Source organism: Methylophilus sp., assembly GCF_052437885.1.
GTDB lineage: Bacteria > Pseudomonadota > Gammaproteobacteria > Burkholderiales > Methylophilaceae > Methylophilus.
Window position 1 is genome coordinate 122,470 of sequence record NZ_JBQVPB010000008.1, and the last position, 23,452, is coordinate 145,921.

At 52.3% G+C, this 23,452-nt stretch carries 31 protein-coding genes, 4 tRNA genes and 1 pseudogene; 35 read left to right on the forward strand and 1 reads right to left on the reverse strand.

What is annotated here, in order from left to right; genetic code table 11:
• Nucleotides 1–74: 74 nt before the first annotated feature.
• The 24 genes and pseudogenes from ACT6RZ_RS10020 (at nucleotide 75) to tatC (ending at nucleotide 16,694) form a co-directional block, all read left to right on the forward strand.
• Nucleotides 75–878 (forward strand): ABC transporter ATP-binding protein, encoded by an 804-nt coding sequence (locus tag ACT6RZ_RS10020; protein ID WP_444701975.1) that lies wholly within the window; start codon nucleotides 75–77, stop codon nucleotides 876–878.
• Nucleotides 878–1,663, forward strand: coding sequence for a lipid asymmetry maintenance ABC transporter permease subunit MlaE (gene mlaE / locus ACT6RZ_RS10025; protein ID WP_444701976.1), 786 nt, complete (start codon nucleotides 878–880; stop codon nucleotides 1,661–1,663). The genes ACT6RZ_RS10020 and mlaE overlap by 1 nt, the downstream gene beginning before the upstream one ends.
• A gap of 24 nt (nucleotides 1,664–1,687) precedes the next feature.
• Complete coding sequence (mlaD, locus tag ACT6RZ_RS10030) at nucleotides 1,688–2,233, forward strand: outer membrane lipid asymmetry maintenance protein MlaD (RefSeq protein ID WP_444701977.1); 546 nt, start codon at nucleotides 1,688–1,690, stop codon at nucleotides 2,231–2,233.
• 25 nt (nucleotides 2,234–2,258) lie between these two features.
• The gene (locus ACT6RZ_RS10035) at nucleotides 2,259–2,861 is read left to right on the forward strand and encodes an MlaC/ttg2D family ABC transporter substrate-binding protein (RefSeq protein WP_444701978.1); all 603 of its coding nucleotides are present in this window, start codon (nucleotides 2,259–2,261) and stop codon (nucleotides 2,859–2,861) included.
• Between the two features lie 19 nt (nucleotides 2,862–2,880).
• Nucleotides 2,881–3,174, forward strand: coding sequence for an STAS domain-containing protein (locus ACT6RZ_RS10040; RefSeq protein WP_444701979.1), 294 nt, complete (start codon nucleotides 2,881–2,883; stop codon nucleotides 3,172–3,174).
• A 78-nt stretch (nucleotides 3,175–3,252) separates the two neighbouring features.
• Nucleotides 3,253–4,167 (forward strand): ABC transporter ATP-binding protein, encoded by a 915-nt coding sequence (locus tag ACT6RZ_RS10045; protein WP_444701980.1) that lies wholly within the window; start codon nucleotides 3,253–3,255, stop codon nucleotides 4,165–4,167.
• A gap of 68 nt (nucleotides 4,168–4,235) precedes the next feature.
• Complete coding sequence (locus tag ACT6RZ_RS10050; RefSeq protein ID WP_444702006.1) at nucleotides 4,236–4,982, forward strand: ABC transporter permease; 747 nt, start codon at nucleotides 4,236–4,238, stop codon at nucleotides 4,980–4,982.
• A 66-nt stretch (nucleotides 4,983–5,048) separates the two neighbouring features.
• Complete coding sequence (locus ACT6RZ_RS10055; protein ID WP_325238450.1) at nucleotides 5,049–5,297, forward strand: BolA family protein; 249 nt, start codon at nucleotides 5,049–5,051, stop codon at nucleotides 5,295–5,297.
• A 42-nt stretch (nucleotides 5,298–5,339) separates the two neighbouring features.
• Nucleotides 5,340–5,648, forward strand: coding sequence for a Grx4 family monothiol glutaredoxin (grxD, locus tag ACT6RZ_RS10060; protein ID WP_444701981.1), 309 nt, complete (start codon nucleotides 5,340–5,342; stop codon nucleotides 5,646–5,648).
• Between the two features lie 3 nt (nucleotides 5,649–5,651).
• Complete coding sequence (murA, locus tag ACT6RZ_RS10065; protein WP_444701982.1) at nucleotides 5,652–6,917, forward strand: UDP-N-acetylglucosamine 1-carboxyvinyltransferase; 1,266 nt, start codon at nucleotides 5,652–5,654, stop codon at nucleotides 6,915–6,917.
• A 57-nt stretch (nucleotides 6,918–6,974) separates the two neighbouring features.
• Nucleotides 6,975–7,616: an ATP phosphoribosyltransferase gene (hisG, locus tag ACT6RZ_RS10070; protein WP_379057043.1), complete on the forward strand. Its 642-nt coding sequence runs from the start codon at nucleotides 6,975–6,977 to the stop codon at nucleotides 7,614–7,616.
• Between the two features lie 15 nt (nucleotides 7,617–7,631).
• Nucleotides 7,632–8,927 carry a histidinol dehydrogenase gene (gene hisD / locus ACT6RZ_RS10075; RefSeq protein ID WP_444701983.1) on the forward strand — a complete coding sequence of 432 codons (1,296 nt, stop codon included), beginning with the start codon at nucleotides 7,632–7,634 and terminating at the stop codon, nucleotides 8,925–8,927.
• 9 nt (nucleotides 8,928–8,936) lie between these two features.
• Nucleotides 8,937–10,001, forward strand: coding sequence for a histidinol-phosphate transaminase (hisC, locus tag ACT6RZ_RS10080; RefSeq protein WP_444701984.1), 1,065 nt, complete (start codon nucleotides 8,937–8,939; stop codon nucleotides 9,999–10,001).
• A gap of 217 nt (nucleotides 10,002–10,218) precedes the next feature.
• Nucleotides 10,219–11,097, forward strand: coding sequence for a 3-hexulose-6-phosphate synthase (gene hxlA / locus ACT6RZ_RS10085; RefSeq protein ID WP_444701985.1), 879 nt, complete (start codon nucleotides 10,219–10,221; stop codon nucleotides 11,095–11,097).
• Nucleotides 11,098–11,281: 184 nt separating this feature from the next.
• Nucleotides 11,282–11,872 carry an imidazoleglycerol-phosphate dehydratase HisB gene (hisB, locus tag ACT6RZ_RS10090; protein WP_444701986.1) on the forward strand — a complete coding sequence of 197 codons (591 nt, stop codon included), beginning with the start codon at nucleotides 11,282–11,284 and terminating at the stop codon, nucleotides 11,870–11,872.
• A 30-nt stretch (nucleotides 11,873–11,902) separates the two neighbouring features.
• Nucleotides 11,903–12,547: an imidazole glycerol phosphate synthase subunit HisH gene (hisH, locus tag ACT6RZ_RS10095; protein ID WP_444701987.1), complete on the forward strand. Its 645-nt coding sequence runs from the start codon at nucleotides 11,903–11,905 to the stop codon at nucleotides 12,545–12,547.
• A gap of 52 nt (nucleotides 12,548–12,599) precedes the next feature.
• Complete coding sequence (gene hisA / locus ACT6RZ_RS10100) at nucleotides 12,600–13,340, forward strand: 1-(5-phosphoribosyl)-5-[(5-phosphoribosylamino)methylideneamino]imidazole-4-carboxamide isomerase (RefSeq protein ID WP_444701988.1); 741 nt, start codon at nucleotides 12,600–12,602, stop codon at nucleotides 13,338–13,340.
• Nucleotides 13,340–14,104 carry an imidazole glycerol phosphate synthase subunit HisF gene (gene hisF / locus ACT6RZ_RS10105; RefSeq protein ID WP_444701989.1) on the forward strand — a complete coding sequence of 255 codons (765 nt, stop codon included), beginning with the start codon at nucleotides 13,340–13,342 and terminating at the stop codon, nucleotides 14,102–14,104. Before hisA ends, hisF begins: the two co-directional genes overlap by 1 nt.
• Nucleotides 14,101–14,484 (forward strand): phosphoribosyl-AMP cyclohydrolase, encoded by a 384-nt coding sequence (hisI, locus tag ACT6RZ_RS10110; RefSeq protein ID WP_444701990.1) that lies wholly within the window; start codon nucleotides 14,101–14,103, stop codon nucleotides 14,482–14,484. The genes hisF and hisI overlap by 4 nt, the downstream gene beginning before the upstream one ends.
• Nucleotides 14,477–14,794: a phosphoribosyl-ATP diphosphatase gene (locus ACT6RZ_RS10115; protein WP_379057034.1), complete on the forward strand. Its 318-nt coding sequence runs from the start codon at nucleotides 14,477–14,479 to the stop codon at nucleotides 14,792–14,794. Before hisI ends, ACT6RZ_RS10115 begins: the two co-directional genes overlap by 8 nt.
• Nucleotides 14,791–15,120: a histidine triad nucleotide-binding protein gene (locus tag ACT6RZ_RS10120; RefSeq protein WP_444701991.1), complete on the forward strand. Its 330-nt coding sequence runs from the start codon at nucleotides 14,791–14,793 to the stop codon at nucleotides 15,118–15,120. The genes ACT6RZ_RS10115 and ACT6RZ_RS10120 overlap by 4 nt, the downstream gene beginning before the upstream one ends.
• 33 nt (nucleotides 15,121–15,153) lie before the next feature.
• On the forward strand, nucleotides 15,154–15,333 hold the full coding sequence (tatA, locus tag ACT6RZ_RS10125) for a Sec-independent protein translocase subunit TatA (protein WP_379057032.1): 180 nt from the start codon (nucleotides 15,154–15,156) through the stop codon (nucleotides 15,331–15,333).
• Nucleotides 15,334–15,347: 14 nt separating this feature from the next.
• Nucleotides 15,348–15,543, forward strand: a pseudogene (gene tatB / locus ACT6RZ_RS10130) (Sec-independent protein translocase protein TatB); the annotation flags it as partial.
• A gap of 413 nt (nucleotides 15,544–15,956) precedes the next feature.
• Nucleotides 15,957–16,694 (forward strand): twin-arginine translocase subunit TatC, encoded by a 738-nt coding sequence (gene tatC, locus ACT6RZ_RS10135; protein WP_444701992.1) that lies wholly within the window; start codon nucleotides 15,957–15,959, stop codon nucleotides 16,692–16,694.
• An 8-nt stretch (nucleotides 16,695–16,702) separates the two neighbouring features.
• On the opposite strand, the gene ACT6RZ_RS10140 is transcribed toward tatC, so the two are convergent.
• Nucleotides 16,703–17,863: a S1C family serine protease gene (locus tag ACT6RZ_RS10140; protein WP_444701993.1), complete on the reverse strand. Its 1,161-nt coding sequence runs from the start codon at nucleotides 17,861–17,863 to the stop codon at nucleotides 16,703–16,705.
• Between the two features lie 52 nt (nucleotides 17,864–17,915).
• Between ACT6RZ_RS10140 and ACT6RZ_RS10145 the strand changes: the two genes are divergently transcribed.
• The 11 genes from ACT6RZ_RS10145 to ACT6RZ_RS10195 all read left to right on the forward strand — a co-directional run.
• Nucleotides 17,916–18,662 carry a Nif3-like dinuclear metal center hexameric protein gene (locus ACT6RZ_RS10145; RefSeq protein ID WP_444701994.1) on the forward strand — a complete coding sequence of 249 codons (747 nt, stop codon included), beginning with the start codon at nucleotides 17,916–17,918 and terminating at the stop codon, nucleotides 18,660–18,662.
• Between the two features lie 116 nt (nucleotides 18,663–18,778).
• Nucleotides 18,779–19,399, forward strand: a complete 621-nt coding sequence (gene petA, locus ACT6RZ_RS10150; RefSeq protein ID WP_444701995.1) for a ubiquinol-cytochrome c reductase iron-sulfur subunit — start codon at nucleotides 18,779–18,781, stop codon at nucleotides 19,397–19,399.
• A gap of 5 nt (nucleotides 19,400–19,404) precedes the next feature.
• Nucleotides 19,405–20,694 (forward strand): cytochrome b, encoded by a 1,290-nt coding sequence (locus tag ACT6RZ_RS10155; protein ID WP_444701996.1) that lies wholly within the window; start codon nucleotides 19,405–19,407, stop codon nucleotides 20,692–20,694.
• A complete protein-coding gene (locus tag ACT6RZ_RS10160) occupies nucleotides 20,691–21,401 on the forward strand; it encodes a cytochrome c1 (protein ID WP_444701997.1) in 711 nt (236 codons plus the stop codon). The genes ACT6RZ_RS10155 and ACT6RZ_RS10160 overlap by 4 nt, the downstream gene beginning before the upstream one ends.
• Before the next feature lie 64 nt (nucleotides 21,402–21,465).
• Nucleotides 21,466–22,065, forward strand: coding sequence for a glutathione S-transferase N-terminal domain-containing protein (locus ACT6RZ_RS10165; protein ID WP_379057025.1), 600 nt, complete (start codon nucleotides 21,466–21,468; stop codon nucleotides 22,063–22,065).
• Between the two features lie 63 nt (nucleotides 22,066–22,128).
• Entirely contained in the window at nucleotides 22,129–22,542 is a 414-nt protein-coding gene (locus ACT6RZ_RS10170) for a ClpXP protease specificity-enhancing factor (protein WP_444701998.1), read from the forward strand.
• A 149-nt stretch (nucleotides 22,543–22,691) separates the two neighbouring features.
• Nucleotides 22,692–22,767 (forward strand) — tRNA-Thr (locus ACT6RZ_RS10175).
• A gap of 63 nt (nucleotides 22,768–22,830) precedes the next feature.
• Nucleotides 22,831–22,915 (forward strand) — tRNA-Tyr (locus ACT6RZ_RS10180).
• Nucleotides 22,916–22,981: 66 nt separating this feature from the next.
• Nucleotides 22,982–23,057, forward strand: a tRNA-Gly gene (locus ACT6RZ_RS10185).
• Between the two features lie 21 nt (nucleotides 23,058–23,078).
• Nucleotides 23,079–23,153: transfer RNA gene (locus ACT6RZ_RS10190), tRNA-Thr, on the forward strand.
• 171 nt (nucleotides 23,154–23,324) lie between these two features.
• A partial coding sequence (locus tag ACT6RZ_RS10195) for a GTP-binding protein (protein WP_254874736.1) occupies nucleotides 23,325–23,452 on the forward strand: 128 nt, incomplete at its 3' end.

Consider the following 23,452-nt stretch of genomic DNA (forward strand, 5'->3'; position numbering starts at 1 on the left):
TATGCGTTATACATACATAATTCTAAACGCATTCTGATTTAGAATGAGAGCCGCTTGCAAACGAAACCAACCACATGGCCCAATCAATCGTAGAAATTAAAGATCTTTCCTTTGGCTACAAAGGTAAATTGTTGCATCACGGCATCAATATGACCTTTCAAAAAGGTAAGGTCGTAGCGATTATGGGCGGTAGTGGCAGTGGTAAAACCACCTTGTTACGCCTGATAGGCGGACAGCTCAAGCCTACCAAAGGTGAAGTGCTGGTGAGTGGCGAGGTGGTGCACAAACAAGACCGCGAGGGCATCTACCGGCTGCGCAGAAAAATGGGCATGCTGTTTCAGCACGGTGCCCTGTTCACCGATCTGTCCGTGTTTGAAAACGTCGCTTTCCCTATCCGTGAGCATACCGATCTGCCGGAAAGCATGATTCGTGACCTGGTATTGATGAAGCTGAATGCCGTTGGTTTGCGCGGTGCGCATGCCTTGAAGCCGACCGAGCTTTCAGGCGGTATGGCACGGCGTGTGGCGCTGGCCAGGGCGATCGCGCTGGACCCGAGCATCATCATGTATGACGAGCCCTTTGCCGGGCTGGACCCGATCTCGATGGCGGTGATCTGTGATCTGATCCGCAGCCTGAACGATGCGCTGGGGGCTACCTCTATCATCGTCACGCACGACGTGGAAGAAACCTTCCAGTTTGCGGATTATGTGTATTTTGTCGCCAATGGCGTAGTCGCAGCCGAAGGCACGCCTGATGATTTGCGCAACTCTGAATTGCCTTTCGTGCACCAGTTCGTGCATGGTGAAAAAGATGGCCCGGTGCCTTTCCATTATGCGGCGCCCGAGTATCATGCCAGTTTGTTGAGAGGGGCACGTTGATGCGTAAACTAGAACGCCTGCTCAAGAATCTTGGCGCTGGTTTTATTAATAAGATGTGGCGGTTTGGCGCCGGTGCCCGCTTGTTCGGCCTGACGCTGGTCTCTTCCGGCGAGAGTTTCCGCCGCTTCAGGCTGACAGTACGCGAAGTGTATTTCACCGGCGTGCTGTCACTGATCATTATTCTGGTGTCGGCATTCTTTGTCGGCATGGTATTGGCTTTGCAGGGTTACCACACCTTGCAGCGCTATGGTTCTTCAGAAGCCATAGGCGTGCTGGTGGCGCTGGCGCTGGTGCGTGAACTTGGCCCGGTGGTGACTGCCTTACTGTTTGCCGGCCGTGCCGGCACTGCGATCACTGCTGAGATCGGCTTGATGAAAGCCACCGAGCAGCTTTCTGCCATGGAAATGATGGCGGTCAGCCCTATCTCGCGCGTGATCGCGCCAAGATTCTGGGCCGGTGTGATCGCCATGCCTGTGCTGGCGACCCTGTTCACCATGATGGGTATCCTGGGTGGTTATATGGTGGCCGTGCCGCTGATAGGCGTGGATGCCGGGGCTTTCTGGTCGCAGATGCAGGCGAATGTAGATTGGGAGTACGACATCCTGAATGGCGTATTCAAAAGCGTGGTGTTCGGTATCGCGTGTACCATGATCGCCTTGTTTGAAGGCTACGATGCACCACCGACTGCAGAAGGCGTCAGCCGGGCAACCACACGCACAGTAGTGACGTCGTCACTGGCAGTATTGGCACTGGATTTTATGTTAACCGCGTTCATGCTCGGCTAAATAAAGAATATTCGAGGAGTAGCAATGGAAAGAACAACAATTGATTTATGGGTAGGTATTTTTGTGGCGCTGGGTTTTGCTGCATTACTGGGCCTGGCCATGAAGGTCGGCAACCTGACCACCACCAATATCGGTGAAACTTATACCGTCACCGCGAACTTTGAGAATATCGGTGGTCTTAAACCACGTGCACCAATTAAAAGCGCTGGTGTAGTCGTAGGCCGGGTCGAAGCGATCAACTTTGATCCGAAAACTTATGAGGCGGTCGTGAGTCTGAATATCGACAAACGTTACAGCTTTCCTAAAGATACCTTCGCTAATATCTATACGGCAGGTCTGTTAGGTGAGCAATATCTGGGTCTTGAAGCTGGTGGCGACGAGACCAGCTTGAAAAATGGCGACAAAATCATGCAGACACAAGATGCGGTTGTGCTCGAGAAATTGATCAGCCAGTTTTTATATAGCAAAGCGACTGAAGGTGATGATAAACCGGCAAAAACCGCCGCGACATCAACCGAAACTGGTGCTGATGCGTTAGATGCCAGTCCATTGGACAAAATTGGTAAGTAATTAAACGGTTAATAAAGGGAATTCGATGAAAAAATGGTGGATGGCTTGTGCCATATGGCTGGTAAGTAATGTGGCATTCGCAGGTTTGGCACCGGATCAGCTGGTGAAGAAAACTGCCGATGATGTGATTGATGTCATCAAGTCTGATAAAGATATTCAGGCCGGTAACCAGCAAAAGATCTTTGCATTGGCTGAAGAAAAGATCCTGCCAAACTTTGACTTTGAAAAAGTATCACGTTTAGTGCTGGGTAAGAACTGGACCAAAGCGACGCCTGAGCAACAAACTGCTTTCCAGGCTGAGTTCAAGACGCTGCTGTTGCGCACTTATGCCACGGCGTTGTCCAAGTATAAGAACCAGTCTATCGAGTACAAGCCTTTCCGTCTTGAAGCTGGCGCCGAAACGGCAACAGTGAAGACCGCGATCCAGCAATCAGGTGGTGAGCCTATCTCGGTTGACTACACGTTGGGCAAAAAAGGCGAAGACTGGAAAGTATTCGATATCGTGATTGAAAGTGTCAGCCTGGTCACCAACTACCGTAGCCAGTTTGCACAAGAGATCCGCCAGAACGGTTTGGACAGCCTGAATAAAAAGCTGGCTGAAAAAAACAAAGCCGCAACTGGTAAATAATCATTCTTTAAGGGTCATCGTGGCAACTATCACGCAACAGGAAAATACATTGAGCTTTAGTGGCGATCTGCTGATCAACAATATCAGCGACGCTTTAGCCCAGTTGCAAACTTTACGCCTGGACCCGCCATTGACACTGGATTTCAGCAAAGTGGAAGAAGTGGATACGGTGGCTGTGAGTCTGATATTTGAAATACAGCGGCAGTTTCATCATGAGCACGCCCAGGCCGGGTCTATCTCGGTGGTGGGGGTGCCTGACAATCTGCGTAGCTTGATGCAGTTATATGGTGTGGATAGTTTCTTGCTGAATTAAGCAGACACATGAGTCAGAAAACCCCAGCTCTGGACAGAGGTGGGGTTTCGTTTTTTTAGGATAGGGAAAGGCAACACCGTGGTGGCAGCCGTTGAAATTCAGGGTATTACCAAGCATTTTGGTGCGTTTGAAGCATTGAGAGGGATAGACCTGACCATACAGGCGGGCGAATTCTTTGCCTTGCTCGGGCCCAATGGCGCCGGTAAATCGACATTGATCAATCTGCTGTCTGGTCTGTTACAGCCGACCAGCGGGCATATCCGTATCATGGGTCATGATGTGCAGTCGGATTATCAGCAGGCGCGCATGGCTTTAGGTGTCGTGCCGCAGGAGCTGGTATTTGACCCGTTTTTTAACGTGCGTGAAATGATGCGTTTTCAGGCCGGCTATTTTGGCTGTGGGCCGGAAAATGATGACTGGGTGGATGAAGTGATAGAGGGCCTGGGGCTGACTGACAAAGCGCATACCAATATGCGCCAGTTGTCAGGCGGCATGAAACGGCGTGCGCTGATCGCGCAGGCGCTGGCACACAAGCCGCCGGTGATCGTGCTCGATGAGCCTACCGCCGGGGTCGATGTCGAGTTGCGCCAGATGCTGTGGGGTTTTATCCAGAAACTCAATCAGCAAGGCCATACCATTATCCTGACCACTCATTACCTGGAAGAGGCTGAAACCTTGTGCGAACGGGTCGCCATGATGAAGCAGGGGCGTATCGTGGCCCTGGACAGCACCAAACAGCTTTTGCACAGCCATGCAGCCAAGCAGTTATGCCTGCGCCTGGAAGGTGCAGTGCCCGCGCAGCTGCAACCGTTGATCAAACAGCAACAGGGCGAAGAAGTGATTTTTAATTTGCCTGATATCGGCCGCATTGAAATGATCCTGTCGGCGTTGCGCCAGGCAGAAGTCACCGTGCTGGATATCCAGTTGCAAGAGGTGGATCTGGAAGACGTGTTTCTCAATCTGGTCGGTAGTCACGGCGGGCAAATATCATGAAATCGCTACTCAAATGGCTGAATCCCTTTTACTGGCTGGATGACCATATCAGCCCGCGCTACCGCGGTATGTACACGCTGTTTAAAAAAGAGCTGTTAAGGTTCTGGCGGGTGGCGTTTCAGACCATCGCCTCACCAATTCTGACCGCATTGCTGTATCTGCTGATCTTTTCGCATGTGCTGGAGTCGCATGTCAAAGTCTATGAGCAGGTCAGTTACACTGCATTTCTGGTGCCTGGTCTGATGATGATGTCCTTGCTGCAAAATGCGTTTGCCAATAGTTCTTCCAGTCTGATCCAGTCCAAGGTGATGGGCAATATCATCTTTTTGATGCTGACACCGCTGACCTACCTGGAATTTTTTGTGGCTTTTCTGGCCGCTTCCATGATACGCGGCCTGATGGTCGGGCTGAGCATCTATCTGGTGGCCTTGTGTTTTGTCGATGTGCCCACCGTGCATCCCTTATGGATCATTACCTTTGCCCTGCTGGGGAGTGCGCTGCTGGGCACGTTTGGCGTGATTGCCGGGATCTGGGCTGACAAGTTCGACCAGATGGCGGCTTTCCAGAATTTTGTCATCATGCCGCTGACGTTTTTATCCGGCGTGTTTTACTCCATCCACTCGCTGCCGCCATTCTGGCAGGCGGTGTCGCAGCTCAATCCGTTCTTCTACATGATAGACGGGTTCAGGTATGGATTCTTTGGCCAGGGGGATGTCTCGCCGTGGCTGAGTGTCAGTGTGGTAGGCGTGTTTCTATTGGCATTAGCGTGGCTATGCCTAAAGATGTTAAAATCCGGTTATAAATTACGTAGTTAGTGCGGCCGGGGCCTAGCTAAACCGCTAGCCCTTTTTGCGCTGATATTGAAATAAAAGTGAGGCCTTGTGTTAACAGCAGCTCAATTGCAGTCGTATATCCTCAGTGGTTTGGAATGCGACTATATTAAAGTGAATGGGGATGACGGCACGCATTTTGATGCGGTGGTGGTCAGCCCTTTATTTGAAGGTAAACGTATGGTGCAGCAGCATCAACTGGTCTATGCCGCCCTGGGTGACCGCATGCGCGCCGAGATCCACGCGCTGGCCATGCAAACCTACACCCCTGCGCAATGGCAACAGATGCAGCAGGCATGAATGCTGCCCGCTGCGAGTAAATAGAATCGATTGGAGATAAACATGGACGCACAAGCAAAGATCAAAGAAACAGTCACCGGCAACAAAGTGGTGCTGTATATGAAAGGAAGCCCCAAGTTTCCGCAATGTGGCTTTTCAAATGTGGCGACACAGATACTCGACGCCTGCGGCGCTGAGTTTGTCGCAGTAGACGTGTTGCAGGATATGGATATCCGTGAAGGCATCAAGCAGTACGCCAACTGGCCAACTATTCCGCAGCTGTATGTCAAAGGCGAGTTTATCGGCGGTGCTGACATCATGCGTAGCATGTACCAGAGCGGCGAGCTGCAAACCCTGTTGTCGGAAGCATAAATCTTGGACAAACTGATTATTGAGGGGGGCGTGCCCTTGCACGGCGAAGTGATTGTGTCCGGCGCCAAGAATGCCGCCTTGCCTATCCTGTGTGCAGGCCTGCTGGCGGAGACGCCGCTGGTATTGACCGGGGTGCCGGAGTTGCGTGACGTGGCTTCTACACTCACACTGCTGGACACCATGGGCGTGAAAGTCAGCAAGACCGGTGACCAGGTCAGTCTGGACGCCAGTGATGTGGCTTCATTTGAAGCGACCTACGAAATGGTGAAGACCATGCGTGCGTCTATCCTGGTGCTGGGCCCTTTGCTGGCGCGCTTTGGTACTGCACGCGTGTCGTTGCCCGGTGGCTGTGCCATAGGTTCGCGCCCGGTAGATCTGCATATCAAGGGCCTGCAGGCCATGGGTGCTGCCATGCATATCACGCATGGTTACATCCAGGCCAGTACCTTGCATTTGCCTGATCGCCGCTTGCAAGGCGCTACCTATTATATGGATATGGTGACCGTTACCGGCACTGAGAACCTGATGATGGCGGCTGCGCTGGCACAAGGCACCACCGTGCTGGAAAATGCAGCCAAAGAGCCTGAAGTGGTGGACCTGGCCGAGTGCCTGAATAAAATGGGCGCCAGGATCACTGGTGCTGGCACTGATACCATCACCATTGAAGGCGTAGAGCGCCTGAGCGGCGCCCAACACCATATCGTGTGTGACCGGATCGAAGCCGGAACCTATATGGTGGCTGCCGCCATGACTGGTGGCGAGGTGACGTTGAAGAATGCGCGTGCCGACCTGCTGGAAGCAGTGATCGAGAAGCTGCGCGAAGCGGGTGTTGAGATCAGCACCGATAGCAACAGTATTACTGTTAAAAGCAATGGTCAGTTGAAGGCAGTCAATATCCGTACCGCCCCGCACCCGGCTTTTCCTACTGATATGCAGGCGCAGTTCATGGCGATGAATACCATGGCAGAAGGTGTCTCTACAGTAGTAGAAACCATTTTTGAAAACCGCTTTATGCATGTGCAAGAACTGCAGCGCATGGGTGCCAATATCGAGATCCAGGGTAATACCGCTTTTGTCAAAGGCGTGCCGGCACTGGAAGGCGCCAACGTCATGGCGACAGATCTGCGTGCATCAGCCGGGCTGGTACTGGCCGGGCTGGTGGCCGAAGGCGAAACAGTGATAGACCGTATTTATCATCTGGACAGAGGCTATGAGCGGCTGGAAGAAAAGCTCAATCAATTGGGCGCCAAAGTACGCAGGTCAAATTGAACGATACCCAAATTAAAATAATACCCAAATTAAAAGAAAACCTAGGTTAAACCAACGATGATTACTATCGCACTCAGCAAAGGGCGCATTTTCGAGGAAACCACACCGCTGCTGGCAGCGGCAGGTATACGCTCGCTGGAAGACCCCGAATCTTCACGCAAACTGATACTGCCCACCAACCGTGACGATGTGCGCCTGATCATAGTGCGAGCCACCGATGTGCCTACCTATGTGCAATATGGCGCGGCCGATATCGGCATCGCCGGCAAGGATGTGCTGGATGAGCATGGCGGCGAAGGCCTGTACCAGCCACTGGATCTGAATATCGCCCGCTGCAAGATGATGGTCGCAGTGCGCGAAGATTTTGATTACGAAGCCAGCATCCGTCAGGGCGCACGTTTAAAGGTCGTCACCAAATATGTGAAAACTGCGCGTGAACATTTTGCCGCCAAAGGCATGCACGTAGACCTGATCAAATTATATGGCTCTATGGAGCTGGGCCCGCTGGTGGGGCTGGCCGATGCGATCGTCGATCTGGTCAGTACCGGCGGCACCTTGCGCGCCAATAAACTCAAGGCGGTGGAAGAGATAGGGGCTATCAGCTCGCGCCTGGTGGTGAACCAGGCCTCGTTCAAGGTCAATCGTCCCGCTTTGCAGCCTATCATTGACAGTTTTGCTGAAGCTATCCAGAAAGACTAATCACAGTATAAAGATATGAAGATTAAACGTTTAAGCACCCAAACTGCAGATTTTGAGCGCGAACTGAAAGCCTTGCTGGCGTTTGAGACCGCACAGGACGATGACATAGACCAGGTGGTCGCCAATATCCTCAAGGACGTAAAAGCCCGTGGTGACGCCGCAGTGCTGGAATACACCAACCGCTTTGATAAAACCAGTGCCAGCAGCCTGGCACAGCTGGAGATCCCGCAAGCTGAATTGCAGGCAGCGTTAAGCAGCCTGCCAGCAGCCCAGCGCGAGGCCTTGCAGGCGGCGGCTGACCGGGTGCGCAGCTATCATGAAAAACAGGTCATGCAGTCCTGGCAATATACCGAGGCCGACGGCACCTTGCTCGGTCAGCAGGTCACCTCGCTGGATCGCGTAGGTTTGTATGTGCCGGGTGGTAAAGCTGCTTATCCTTCTTCAGTCCTGATGAATGCTATCCCGGCCAAAGTGGCAGGTGTGCAAGAGCTGATCATGGTCGTGCCTACGCCCAATGGCGAGAAGAACCCATTGGTGCTGGCTGCCGCTGCGGTGTGCGGTGTGACGCGCGTGTTCTGTATCGGAGGTGCGCAAGCGGTAGGCGCGCTGGCTTATGGTACCGAGACTGTGCCGCAGGTGGATAAGATCGTAGGCCCGGGCAACGCTTATGTGGCTGCGGCCAAACGCCGTGTCTTCGGTGTGGTCGGCATAGATATGGTGGCAGGCCCGTCCGAGATCCTGGTCATCAGTGATGGCCAGAGCAACCCGGACTGGACCGCCATGGATCTGTTTAGCCAGGCCGAGCACGATGAACTGGCGCAGGCGATCTTGTTGTCACCCAGCGCCGAGTTTCTCGACCAGGTGCAAGCCAGTATAGAACGCCAGGTCACGGAAATGCCCAGACAGGAGATCATTCGTACCTCTCTGGAGAACCGAGGCGCACTGATACAGGTAAAAGACCTGGAAGAAGCGGCCGAGATCTGTAACTTTATTGCGCCGGAACACCTGGAATTATCCATGGACGGCGCCCTGGATTTCAGCAAGAAGATCAAGCACGCCGGTGCCATCTTTATGGGCCGCGATACCTGCGAAGCCCTGGGTGATTACTGTGCCGGGCCGAATCACGTATTGCCGACATCACGCACAGCGCGCTTCAGCTCGCCATTGGGTGTGTATGACTTCCAGAAGCGGTCTAGCCTGATCATGGTCTCTAGCGCCGGTGCGCAAACGCTGGGCAAGATCGCGGCTACGCTCGCTTATGGCGAAGGCTTGCAGGCGCACGCACGCAGCGCCGAATACCGTTTGAAATAGGGCAGGCAGATGAGTAAATTCTGGAGTGCGATCGTGCATGCCCTGACGCCTTATGTGCCAGGCGAGCAGCCCAAGATTCAAAACCTGATTAAACTGAACACCAACGAAAACCCGTACGGGCCCAGCCCCAGGGTGATCGCGGCTTTGCAGGCAGAAGCGGCCGATAGTCTGCGTCTGTATCCTGACCCGGATTCCAGCCGCATGAAAGCCGCCATCGCCGAATATCACGGTTTGCAAACAAACCAGATATTTGTGGGCAATGGCTCAGATGAAGTGCTGGCGCATATCTTCCAGGCATTACTGAAACATGAGCTGCCCTTGCTGTTTCCAGATATCACCTATAGTTTTTATCCAGTCTATTGTGGCTTGTATGGTATCCAATATGAAACCGTGCCGCTGAATGCGCAGTTTGAAATTGCCATAGATGACTATCTGCGCCCCAATGGCGGCATTATTTTCCCCAATCCCAATGCGCCTACAGGTATCCCGTTAGCGCTGGCCGAGATTGAGCGATTGCTGCAAGCCAATAAAGACTCGGTTGTCGTGATTGATGAGGCATATGTGGATTTTGGCACCGAGTCAGCTGTCGCCCTGGTCAACCGCTATCCTAACGTGTTGGTGACACACACTTATTCCAAATCACGTTCGCTGGCCGGGTTGCGTATAGGTTACGCGGTGGGAGACGCCGGCTTGATCGAAGCGCTGATCCGCGTCAAAGACAGTTTTAACTCCTACCCGATAGACCGCTTTGCCGAAGCAGGCGCGATCGCGGCTTTGCAGGATGAGGCTTATTTCCAGCAGACCCGGCAGCAGGTGATAGACGCGCGCGAGCAGCTGGTCAGCGATTTGCAGGCACTGGGCTTTGAAGTGTTGCCATCAGGTGCCAATTTCATCTTTGCCCGCCATGCGCGGTACACAGGTGAACAACTGGCAGCGGGCTTGCGCGAACAGGCGGTGATAGTGCGGCATTTCAAAAAACCGGCCAGGATAGACGACTTTTTGCGCATCACCATCGGTAATGACGCGCAAAACCAGGCATTGATACAGGCGCTAACAGGTCTTTTAGGGGCCTGATGTCGCTAAAAGCAAAGTATGTGCAGCAATTGCACGGCTAACATCGCTGAAATGATTCTTTAGCGACGTAAAAAAAGATGACGCAATATTGTCATTTTGTTTGAAATGCGGTTATGATGCACGCTATTGTACATAATGTGCAGTGAGGGTTGCGTTTGCATCATTGCTGCGCAAAAGTTCATTGGATTTAAAATAGAGCAAACTCGGAGGAAGAAAAATGGCACAAACCCAGATGGCATTAGACTCATTGGATTTTGACGCAACAATCGCTTTGGCCGCCAAAGTGGCGCCACACGTTGATATCCTGGAAATTGGTACACCTTGTATCAAGCATAACGGTATCGAACTGTTGAAAGCATTGCGTACTAAATTCCCTAACAACAAGATTTTGGTTGACCTGAAAACCATGGATGCCGGCTTCTACGAAGCTGAGCCATTCTACAAAGCCGGTGCGGATATCGTTACTGTGCTGGGTACTGCAGATGTTGGTACGATCAAAGGTGTGGTCGATGCTGCTAACAAATACGGTAAAGAAGCTCAAGTTGACCTGATCAACGTAAAAGACAAAAAAGCACGCACATTAGAAGTAGTTAAATTGGGCGCGCACATCATTGGTGTACACACTGGCTTGGATCAACAAGCTGCTGGTCATACTCCTTTTGCTGACCTGGGCCTGGTATCTGGCTTGAAAACAGGCGCTAAAGTATCTGTTGCTGGTGGTGTTAAAGCTGCTACAACCAAGCAAGTAGTTGACGCTGGTGCTGACATCGTTGTTGCTGGTGCTGCTATCTACGGTGCTGCTGACCCAGCTGCTGCTGCTTCAGAGATCACCAAGATCGCTCACGGTGCTGGTACTTCAGCTAAAGGTGGCAACAAGTTGCTGCCATGGATCATCGCTGCAGTTGCTGCAGTACTGGTATTCTCACTGCTGGGCAAGAAATCTGAAGAAGCTGCTCCTGCTTCTGACGCGCCAGTGGTTGAAGAAGCTGCACCTGCTGATGCTGCTCCGGCTGCTGAAGCACCTGCTGCTACTGAAGAAGCTGCTCCAGCGGCAACTGAAGAAGCTGCACCTGCTGCAGAAACTCCAGCTAACTAATCTCTGTCTGATTTGATCTGTTGGCCGCCCCGGGCTGGTCAACAGCAGAGAGTCAGCAGTCTAAAAAGCAGTCCTTACGGACTGCTTTTTTGTTTTTAGTGACAGATTTTGCCTGGCCGGGAAGACTTGCGGTAAAATGCCTGTATTATTTGCTAAATCTCTGTGAACACCCGTTCTTACCACTATGTCACGCCAAGCTGAAGTCACGCGCAATACACTCGAAACCCAAATTACAGTTGCTATCAATCTGGATGGCACCGGTGTGTCTGATCTGCACAGCGGACTCGGCTTTCTGGACCACATGCTGGATCAGATCGCCCGCCACGGCATGATAGATCTGAAGGTGCATGCCAAAGGTGATCTGCACATTGATGCACATCATACTGTGGAAGATATAGGGATCACCCTGGGTCAGGCGTTTGCCAAGGCGCTGGGCGACAAAAAAGGGCTGACACGTTACGGCCACAGCTATGTGCCGCTGGATGAGGCTTTGAGCCGTGTGGTGCTGGATCTTTCCGGCCGCCCTGGCCTGGAGTTTGATTGCCAGTTCACACGTGCCATGATAGGTGAGTTTGATGTAGACTTGTTTCATGAGTTCTTTCAGGGCTTCATCAACCACTCGCTGGTGACCTTGCATATCGATAACCTGAAAGGCCACAACGCCCATCACCAGGCAGAAACGATCTTCAAGGCGTTTGGTCGTGCCTTGCGTGTTGCCATTACACCAGACCCGCGCATGGCGGGGATGATGCCATCGACCAAGGGTTCGCTATAAAGCCCATAAGCCATACATGAATCGCCATACATGAATCGTTTGCAAGTCGCCGTCATTGATTACGGCATGGGTAATTTAAGATCTGTCGCCAACGCCTTGAAAGCGGTGGCGCCGGATCTGCACATAGAGATCACCAGTGATGCGCAACAGATCGCCGCTGCTGAGCGCGTCGTGTTTCCTGGCCAGGGGGCGATGCCGGACTGCATCCGTGAACTGGATACACGCGGTTTGCGCCAGGCAGTGATAGATGCTACCCGTGACAAGCCTTTCCTCGGTATTTGTATCGGCTTGCAAATGCTGTTCGAGCATTCTGAAGAAGGTGATGTCCCTGGCCTGGCTATTTATCCTGGCGAAGTTAAACGCTTTCCCGCCGAAAAAATGCTGGATGCTCACGGTGGCAAACTGAAAGTGCCGCATATGGGCTGGAGCCAGGTCGAGCAAACCGGGGCGCACGCTTTATGGCAGGATATCCCTGACCTGGCTCGCTTTTATTATGTGCATAGCTACTATGTGGCACCGGCCGAATCAGCTCTGACCGCAGCGACCACGGCTTATCCGTTTGACTATACCTGTGCGATTGCTCAGGACAACGTGTTTGCCGTGCAATTTCACCCGGAAAAGAGTGCAGAATCAGGCTTGCAACTTTTGCGTAATTTTGTAAACTGGAAACCATGATTGTGTTTTCCTAACCTTTGTCAACACTCGTTATATTTCAATACTAAACAGCATGTTAATTATCCCGGCAATAGATTTAAAAGATGGTCACTGCGTACGCTTGAAGCAGGGGCTGATGGAAGAGTCCACCGTATTTTCTGAAGACCCGGCGGCCATGGCCAGACACTGGGTGGATCAGGGTGGCAAACGCCTGCACCTGGTCGATCTGAATGGTGCGTTTGCCGGCAAGCCGGTCAATGAAAATGCCATCAAGTCTATCGTCGCGGCTGTAGGTGGCGATATCCCTATCCAGCTAGGTGGCGGTATCCGTGATCTGGATACGATAGAACGTTATCTCGATGACGGCATCAGTTACATCATCATAGGCACGGCCGCGGTTAAAAACCCCGGCTTTCTGCACGAGGCCTGCTATGCGTTCCCGGGCCAGATCATGGTGGGTCTGGATGCCAAAGATGGCAAGGTCGCGGTTGATGGCTGGTCTAAGCTGACTGGTCACGACGTGATAGACCTGGCGAAAAAATTTGAAGACTATGGTGTGGAAAGCATAGTCTATACCGATATCGGCCGTGACGGCATGCTGACCGGCGTCAATATCGAAGCGACTGTGGCTCTGGCACAAGCCTTGACCATCCCGGTGATTGCCAGTGGTGGTGTCACCAACCTGGATGATGTGCGCAAATTATGTGCGGTGCAGGCTGAAGGTATCATTGGTACCATCACCGGCCGTGCCATTTATGAAGGTACACTGGATTTCTCGGCAGCCCAGACATTGGCAGATGAGCTCAGCGCATAATGGGATGTGCTAAACGCATCATCCCCTGCCTGGATGTGACCAATGGTCGCGTGGTCAAAGGCGTCAACTTTCTTGAACTGCGCGATGCCGGTGACCCGGTAGAGATCGCACAGCGCTATAACGATCAGGGTGCCGATGAGCTGACCTTCCTCGATATCACCGCCAGTTCAGATGATAGAGACCTGATACTGCATATCATAGAGCGCGTGGCAGAGCAGATATTTATCCCGCTGACCGTAGGTGGTGGCGTGCGTAAAGTTGAAGATGTGCGGCGATTGCTGAATGCCGGTGCTGACAAGGTCAGCATCAATACCACGGCAGTGCTGAATCCGCAGGTGGTGGCAGATGCCGCCAGCCGTTTTGGTTCGCAATGCATAGTGGTCGCCATCGATGCCAAAAAAGTCGATAACCAGCCATTTGAGTGGGAAGTGTTCACCCACGGTGGCCGTAACGCGACCGGCCTGGATGCAGTCGAATGGGCGCGCAAGATGGTCAGCCTGGGCGCCGGTGAATTGCTGGTCACCAGCATGGATCGCGACGGTACCAAGATAGGCTTTAATAATCCGTTGAACAAGGCCATCAGTGAAGCGGTCGAAGTACCACTGATCGCTTCCGGCGGTGTCGGTAATCTGCAGCACCTGGTCGATGGCGTTACCCTGGGCGGGGCGGATGCAGTGCTGGCCGCCAGTATTTTCCATTATGGTGAATTTACAGTACAGCAGGCAAAAGACTATATGCGTCAACACGGCTTGGAAATACGATGACTTGGCTGGATCAGGTAGCCTGGAACAATGACGGCCTGGTGCCGGTGATCGCCCAGGAAAACTCCTCAGGCAAGATACTGATGTTTGCCTGGATGAACCGCGAAGCATTGCAGCTGACGCGCGAGACCGGCCATGCCGTGTATTACTCACGTTCACGCAACAAACTATGGCACAAGGGCGAAGAGTCGGGGCACACACAGATCGTGCATGATATCCGCCTGGATTGTGATAACGACGTGGTGTTGCTCACGGTGGAACAGCAGGGCGGCATCGCCTGTCATACCGGGCGCCACAATTGCTTTTTCCAGCAATTGCAAAATGATGACTGGGTCACTGTTGAACCTGTGATCAAAGACCCGAAAGCTATTTATCATGAGTGATGTCCTGAATCGACTGTCTGAGCTGATGGAACAGCGCAAATCTGCTGATCCTGCTTCATCATACGTGGCCAAGCTGTATGCCAAAGGCCTGGACAGTATTCTGAAGAAAATAGGCGAAGAAGCCACAGAAACAGTGATTGCAGCCAAGGGCGGCAATGCCGAAGAGATCATTTATGAAACCGCTGATCTGTGGTTCCATACCCTGGTTTTGTTAAGTCATGCCGGTTTAAGCGCACAGGACGTGCTTAATGAGCTGGCGCGTCGCGAAGGGTTGTCCGGCATTGCAGAGAAAGCGAGCAGAACAGAATGAGCGCAGATTGCATTTTTTGTAAGATCGCGGCTGGTAGCATTCCGTCTAAAAGCATTTATGAGGACGACGATGTCATCGCTTTTCACGACATCCGTCCCATGGCAAAAGTACACTTTCTGATCGTACCGAAAAAGCATATTGAAACATTAAAAGACTGTACGGCTGAAGACCAGGATCTGCTCGGTGGCATGCTGTTGCTGGCGCCCAAACTGGCTGCGCAGCAAGGGCTGGTCGGCTATAAAACGTTGATGAATGTAGGCCGCGAGGGCGGGCAAGAAGTGTTTCATATTCATTTGCATGTCTACGGTGGTGGGGCTGCGGCATAAGCGCAACCACTACCCAAGTTTAAGGAGATCGTGATGGGAAGCTTCAGTGTATGGCATTGGTTGATAGTATTGCTGATTGTGGTACTGGTGTTCGGCACCAAAAAACTGCGTAATATCGGCAGTGATGTCGGCGGGGCGGTCAATGAGTTCAAAAAAGCCGTCAATGAAGGCAAGGGCGAGTCCAAGCCGGACGAGTTGTCTGATAAAAAATAATCACTGCCTGAACTGTGTTTGATATCTCATTTTCTGAGCTGCTGGTGATCGCCATAGTCGCATTGGTAGTAATCGGCCCGGAAAAATTGCCAAAAGTCGCCCGCACTGCGGGCGCTTTTTTTGGCCGTTTGCAGCGCTTTGTCGCCCAGGTCAAGGATGAAGTCAACCGTGAATCACGCTTCGCCGAGTTGCAGAAGTTGCAGGACGAAGTGCATTCCAGCCTGCAACAGAGTTATGTCGATATTGAGCGCAGCATACTGCCGACTGACACACAGGTGACTGACGCGCCAGTGGTTGAAGCGCCAGTCGCTGAAGCGCAAGTGACGGAACAGCCACCTGAGGCAGTTGCTAAAAAACCACGTAAGCCACGCCAGGCCAAAGTGCAGGCGAGTACGCAGGAACTCACTGCAGAAAACCCTGCGTCTGCACCTGAACGCCGCGCGAAACTGGCAGCCCAGCCAGACGCTACGGCAGCAGCCATAGCGCAGACTGCGGTTGCGGCACAGCCTGCCAGCCCGGCCGGCAAGCGGCAGCGCAAGCCTAAACCCAAGCCAGCCAGCGACACGCCGGATATGTTTGTTGATGAACCGAATTCTTAAGTGCGTGATGAATGCGCTTAGTCTATGACGCCGACTGAAAATTTTATCACCCACCTGGTTGAGCTGCGCAACCGCCTGCTACGTGCGGTAGCGGGCCTGCTGCTCATATTCGTCGGCTTGTTCCCGTTTGCCGACAAACTCTATAGTCTGCTCGCGGCACCGCTGCTGGCCAAGTTGCCGCAAGGCGCACAAATGATAGCCACCGCGGTGACTACGCCATTTTTTGTGCCTATGAAAGTCACCATGCTGGCTGCCTTCCTGCTGGCTTTGCCGTGGATCCTATATCAGTGCTGGGCATTCGTGGCGCCGGGCTTGTATACGCACGAAAAACGCATGCTGTTACCCTTGCTGGTGGCATCGCTGATCCTGTTTTTTATCGGCATGGCCTTCGCTTATTTTGCGGTGTTCCCGGTGGTATTCGGTTTTCTGGTGGGCAGTGCACCACAAGGCGTCGCGGTGATGACCGATATCGCTGAATACCTAGATTTTGTGATCGGCATGTTCTTGGCGTTCGGTTTTGCGTTTGAGGTGCCGGTGGCGGTAGTGCTGATGGCACTCATGGGCTGGGTGACGCTGGCGCAACTGAAAGAAGCGCGTGCTTATGTGATCGTCGGTGCGTTTGTGCTGGGGGCGATTTTTACGCCGCCGGATATCGTGTCGCAGTTTATGCTGGCTATCCCGTTATGGATATTATACGAAGCCGGGCTGCTGGTGGTGCGCTGGCTACCTGAACGTGATGCCAGCGCAACTTCTGCTAATTAGATTAGCAATTATTTAGGGATCTTATTCGGTAGTGGGCGCTTACCTACTACCAGTTCTATATCCACTTTTTTGCCAGTGCGCAAAATAGACAAGGTGGCTTTCTCGCGCGGTTTTAGCAAGGCGATGATGTTGAGCATGGATTGACTGTCCACCACTGGTTTTTTATTGATGGCGGTCAGGATATCGCCAGGACGTAAGCCGGCACGGTCTGCCGGGCTATCCAGCAACACGCCTGCGATCAACGAGCCGTTGATGCTCTTCAAATTGAATGATTCTGCCAGTTCTGGCGTGATGTCCTGCGCTTCTATGCCTATCCAGCCGCGCGTAACCGAGCCGCTGGAAGTGATCTGTTCCATGACTTGCTGGGCGATGCTGACCGGGATGGCAAAGCCTATACCCATGCTGCCGCCATTGCGCGAATAAATGGCACTGTTGATGCCTATCAGGTTGCCGTTGGTATCTATCAGCGCACCGCCTGAATTGCCAGGGTTGATAGAAGCATCGGTCTGGATAAAGTTCTCGAAAGTATTGATGCCCAGATGGTTGCGCCCCAGTGCACTGATGATGCCTTGCGTGACTGTCTGGCCGACACCGAACGGGTTGCCTATTGCCAGCACCACGTCCCCCACCTTCATTTGCTCGCTGTTGCTGAAAGTGATGGCGGGTAGATCTTTGCGGTCTATCTTAAGCACTGCCACATCGGTTTCGGGGTCGGTGCCGACCACCGTGGCCGATGATTTGCTGCCATCGCTCAATGCTACTTCTATCTGGTCTGCCGAGCTGATGACGTGGTTATTGGTCAGGATCAGGCCATCGGCACTGACGATGACGCCACTACCCAGGCTATTCTCCGGCTGCTCATCTTCTTCTTCCATCTCTTCGCCAAAAAAATGCCTGAACAAAGGGTCGTTTTTTAGCGCCCGGTGCGGGTCCTGGCTGATATGCGCCGTAGTGAAGATATTGACCACTGAAGGCGTTGCCTTGCTCACAGCGCTGCGATAGCCGCTTTGGGCGACGGCTGCGGCCTGCTCGCTGGCGGTAGATTGCTTGGCGGTCACCGGCTGACCGTTAGATTGCACCAGCAGGTTGGGATAAAATAATTTCATCACAAACAGAATACCGAGGCAGACGGTGACAGCTTGTGAGAATATAGTCCAGAGTTGTCGCATGGTTGCAGTTAAATCATTGTTTTAATAATTGATCAGTATATGAGAGTCAGAGATGGAATTGAATCGTCTTGTTAGCGAATTGGCTAATTTTTTGCAAGTTGTCAGATTTCAGGACTATTGCCCTAACGGATTGCAGGTGGAGGGCCGGCCACAAGTGCGTCGCATAGTCACTGGTGTCACTGCCAGCCAGGCTTTGATAGACGCTGCCATTGAAGCAGACGCCGATGCTATCCTGGTGCATCACGGTTATTTCTGGCGCGGCGAGCCGGCGGAGATCACCGGCATCAAACGCAAGCGCCTGAAGCAATTACTCACTCATGATATCAGCCTGCTGGCCTATCACCTGCCTTTAGACGCACACACTGAAGTCGGCAATAACGTGCAACTGGCTAAGGTGCTGGGCTGGCCACTGGTGCGCTACCTGGATGACAAGAATATGCTGCCTATGACGGCCTTGCCGCAAGCGGTTTCGCTGGCGCAACTGGGCGAACATATCAGCCGGCAATTAGGCCGCCAGGTGCAGTTGCTGGGCGACCCGCAACAGCAGGTGCGTACAGTCGCCTGGTGCACAGGCGCGGCACAGTCTTATATCCAGCAGGCGGTGACGGCCGGGGTGGATGTGTTTCTCAGTGGCGAAGTCTCTGAGCAGACCTGGCATACGGTGCAGGAAACCACTACCGCCTATATTGCTGCCGGGCATCATGCGACTGAACGTTATGGCATACAGGCCCTGGGGCAGTGGCTGGCAGAAAATCACCAGCTCGAGCACATTTACATAGAAGTGGAGAACCCGATTTAATTGATAAATATCAATAAGTTATTGAATTATATTTGGATTGTGCATGCGGAAAATGTATAATCGCGACTCAAGTTTTGATCTAACTGTTACCTTAAAAGGGTAGATTAAGGAAGCCAATGTCAGAAAACAAAATCGACAACCCTAGTTTGTCGTTTTGCGCGCCATCTGAGGTGGATTTGCAAAAGCGTGATTTTTTGGTGAAAGCAACTGCTGCCACCGGTGCTGTCGGGGTGGCTGCTGTAGCGGTGCCATTCGTAGGCAGCATGTTACCCAGTGAGCGAGCCAAAGCCGCTGGTGCACCGGTAGAAGTGGATATCAGCAAGCTGAAACCAGGTGAGAAGTTGACAGCCGAATGGCGTGGTCAGCCAGTGTGGATAGTGCGCCGTTCGCCAGAAATGATGGCGAAACTGGACCAGCACGATGCCGATCTGTCTGACCCGAATATGGAAGTGCCTCAGCAACCTGAATATTGCAAAAACAAGGCACGCGCGATCAAACCCGAGTATGCGGTGATGTTGGGTACCTGCACGCACCTGGGTTGTTCGCCGAATGAAAGCTTTGCGCAAACCTCTGAATGGCCTGGTGGTTTTGTCTGTCCATGCCACGGTTCAAAATTCGACCTGACTGGCCGGGTATTCAAAGGCTCACCAGCACCGACTAACCTGATCGTGCCGCCACACCAATATCTGACAGAAACCACCATCCTGATTGGTGATGACAAAAAGGCGGAGGCTTAAATATCATGGCAACTAATAATAAAACTATTGCCGCTGGTGTGCTGGACTGGGTAGACGCCCGTTTCCCGCTGACCAGTACCATCAAGGGACACCTTACCGAGTATTACGCACCGAAAAACTTCAACTTCTGGTATTTCTTCGGTTCATTGGCTTTGTTAGTACTGGTGCTGCAAATCGTCACCGGTATCTTCCTGACCATGAACTACAAGCCGGATGCTGAGTTGGCATTTGCCTCGGTGGAATACATCATGCGGGACGTATTTGGCGGCAACATCATCCGTTACATGCACTCCACAGGTGCTTCCATGTTCTTTGTCGTGGTCTACCTGCATATGTTCCGTGGCATCATTTACGGTTCATACCGCACGCCGCGCGAGCTGATCTGGCTGTTTGGTGTCGGGATCTTCCTGGTGCTGATGGGTGAGGCTTTCTTTGGTTACCTGCTGCCTTGGGGCCAGATGTCGTACTGGGGTGCGCAGGTGATCGTCAACCTGTTCTCTACCGTGCCGTTTATCGGCCCTGATCTGTCCGAGTGGTTGCGTGGTGACTACCTGGTGTCTGATGCGACCCTGAACCGCTTTTTTGCTTTCCACGTGATCGCCTTGCCACTGGTGCTGTTGGGCCTGGTAGCAGTACACATCGTGGCTTTGCATGAGGTTGGCTCCAACAACCCTGATGGTGTGGAGATCAAAAAGTATAAAGATAAAGAAACCGGTATCCCGCTGGATGGGATTCCTTTCCACCCTTACTACTCGGTGAAAGACCTGGTCGGTGTGGTTGCTTTCCTGATGGTGTTTTTTGCCGTGGTGTTCTTTATGCCGGAAATGGGTGGTTACTTCCTCGAAGCCAACAACTTTATTCCTGCTGATCCACTGAAAACGCCGGCTCACATTGCTCCGGTCTGGTATTTCACGCCTTACTACTCCATCTTGCGTGCAGTGCCGCCTATCGGTATCTCGCAGTTCCCTGGTGTGGTGGCGATGGGCTTGTCAGTGGTGGCATTTGCTTTCCTGCCATGGTTGGACAGAAGCCCGGTGAAATCGATCCGCTATCGTGGCAAGCTGTATAAACGCTGGCTGGCTGCATTTGTCATCAGCTTTGTTATCCTGGGTTATCTGGGAACGGTTCCAGGCGATGTCTGGGGTCAATTCGGGCCGTGGCTGGGTCGCGCAGATCGCGCAACCGTATTCGCCCGGATTTGTACTGTGGTTTATTTTGCCTATTTTGCATTAATGCCCTGGTACACCAAAAAAGACCAAACCAAACCAGTGCCGGAAAGGGTGACATACAAATGATGAAGAAATTGTTTATTCAGGCATTTGCCAGTGTAGCGCTGCTGGTTTCAGGCCTTGCGTTGGCCAATGAAGTGCATATAGATGTCACTGCGCCTATCAGCATGAGTGATAAAGCCTCCTTGCAGCGCGGGGCAAAGATTTTTGTGAACTACTGCCTCAACTGCCACAGCGCTAATTACATGCGCTACAACCGTTTGCAGGATATAGGCCTCACCGACAAACAGATCAAGGACAACTTGCTGTTTGCCGGCGAGAAAGTCGGCGAGACCATGCGTGTCAGCATGAATCCCAAAGATGCCAAGACCTGGTTTGGTGCAGCACCGCCTGACTTGAGCGTGGAAGTGCGCGCACGCGGCGCAGACTGGGTTTATGCCTACCTGCGCAGCTTCTACAAGGATGACACTCGTCCTACCGGCTGGAATAACCTGGTGTTCGATAAAGTCGCCATGCCGCACGTGTTGTATGAGTTGCAAGGTGTGCAGGTGCTGGATCATGAAACACATACGCTGAAACTGGAAAAAGCCGGTAAATTGAGTCCTGAAGAATATGACCAGTTTGCCGGTGATTTAACCAACTTTATGGCATTTATGGCAGAGCCTGCGAAACAATCCCGAATCTGGATTGGCGTGTGCGTGCTGCTGTTCTTGTCTGTGCTGTTAGTCTTGGTGAAGAAAATCAAAGCCGAATACTGGAAAGACATTCGGTAACCAGCAACCAAGTCCGACACCAGGGCCTTGGCCTTGGTGTCTTTTTTTATAGGGAAAAATGATTATGATGAGATTGTATTCGGGCACTGTCGATCCTTACAGCCACCGTTGCCGTATCGTGCTGTTTGAAAAAGGCATGGACTTTGAAGTCATTGATGTTGACCTCACTAACAAAACTGAAGACCTCGCCATTCTGAATCCTTACGGCGAAGTGCCGGTGTTGGTTGAGCGCGACCTGGTATTGTCGGAAGCCAATATTATCAATGAATATATAGACGAGCGCTTCCCGCATCCACAACTGATGCCGGCAGACCCGGTCATGCGCGCCCGTGCACGCCTGTACTTGTATAACTTTGAAAAAGACCTGTTCAACCACATCAAGGATATCGAGTCCGGCGAAGACGAAAGAGTGGAGCGTGCACGTAAAGTCATTCGTGATAATCTGACGCAGTTAGTGCCTATCTTCAGCAAGCAGAATTATCTGATGGGTGATGAATACTCCATGCTGGACGTAGCGATCACGCCATTGCTATGGCGCCTGGGCCACTATGGTATTGACTTGCCTAGCCAGGCAGCGCCATTGCTGAAATATGCCGAGCGTCTGTTCTCGCGTCCTATGTATGCCGAAGCGATGACGCCTTCTGAAAAGGCCATGCGCAAGTAAGTTTGAGTGCATACATATACAGCGCGGTGAGTTTCCCGCGCTGTTTTTTTAAGGAAAGCCCGCATGAGCACATTGATCCCTACCACTGCCTATCTGATACGCGCTATCCATGAATGGTGTGTAGATAATGCCCTGACGCCACATCTGCTGGTCAAGGTCGATGCGCAGACGCGTGTGCCTATGGCGTTCGTCAAAAATGGCGAGATCGTGCTCAATATCAATTACACCGCCGTCAAAGACCTGCATATCGATAATGATGCCGTAGTGTTCTCAGCACGCTTCAGTGGCGTGGCGCAGCATATATATGTACCTATAGGGCGCATTGCCGGTGTGTTTGCGCGCGAGAACAGCCAGGGCATGTTTTTTGAAGTGGTTGACGGCCAGGCGCCAGAACCGCAAAAAAGAGCGGAATCAGCCGTGACAGACACGCCTGAGCCGGCGGCGCCGAAAAAATCCCACCTTAAAGTTGTCAAGTAAGCCGTCACTTTTTAAAATGGCCAGTCACAAAAATGACATCTCCAGGCGGCACTTTCGCTTTTGCGGCGCTTTAGCGCGAGAATAAAAAATTTTCTCAAAGCACTAGATACAACTCATAAAAAAGTGCTATAGTTGCGCCTTTCCGAAATGCCGGGTTAGCTCAGTTGGTAGAGCAGCGCACTTGTAATGCGAAGGTCATCAGTTCGATTCCGATACCCGGCACCATAAGATTAAATACAGTTAGCATTGACGCTGATTGAATTTGCCGCGATAATCGCGGTCGATTTTGGAGGGGTGGCCGAGTGGTTAAAGGCGACGGACTGTAAATCCGTTCTCTCAGAGTACGCTGGTTCGAATCCAGCCCCCTCCACCAAATTTACTGTCTGTAGGCGTTTTGAAAGCGGGATGGTGAGAGCCTTCCTTGGGTGTTCTGAATAGTGCGGGTGTAGCTCAGCTGGTAGAGCACTTGCCTTCCAAGCAAGATGTCGCGAGTTCGAACCTCGTCGCCCGCTCCAACAGCAGCTAAGGCATCAAGCGCCCATGTGGCTCAGTGGTAGAGCACTCCCTTGGTAAGGGAGAGGTCGCGGGTCCGATTCCCGCCATGGGCACCAGTTTTGCTCGCGCTAGTTTAGCTAAAGTAGTGGCATAAAATTAGTGACGTAGGGTTTGGTAGCATAGAGCTTGTTAAGTAGTGGCGTTTCAGGGTGGTGTCATCCGCGTCGCGTAATTTGTGAAATCACAATTATTTATTGGCATTTTCAGTATCAATAAAGGAAAACATCATGGCAAAAGGCAAATTTGAACGTACCAAGCCACACGTGAACGTTGGTACGATTGGTCACGTTGACCACGGTAAGACAACACTGACAGCGGCGATCACCACTGTATTGACTAAGAAATTTGGTGGTGA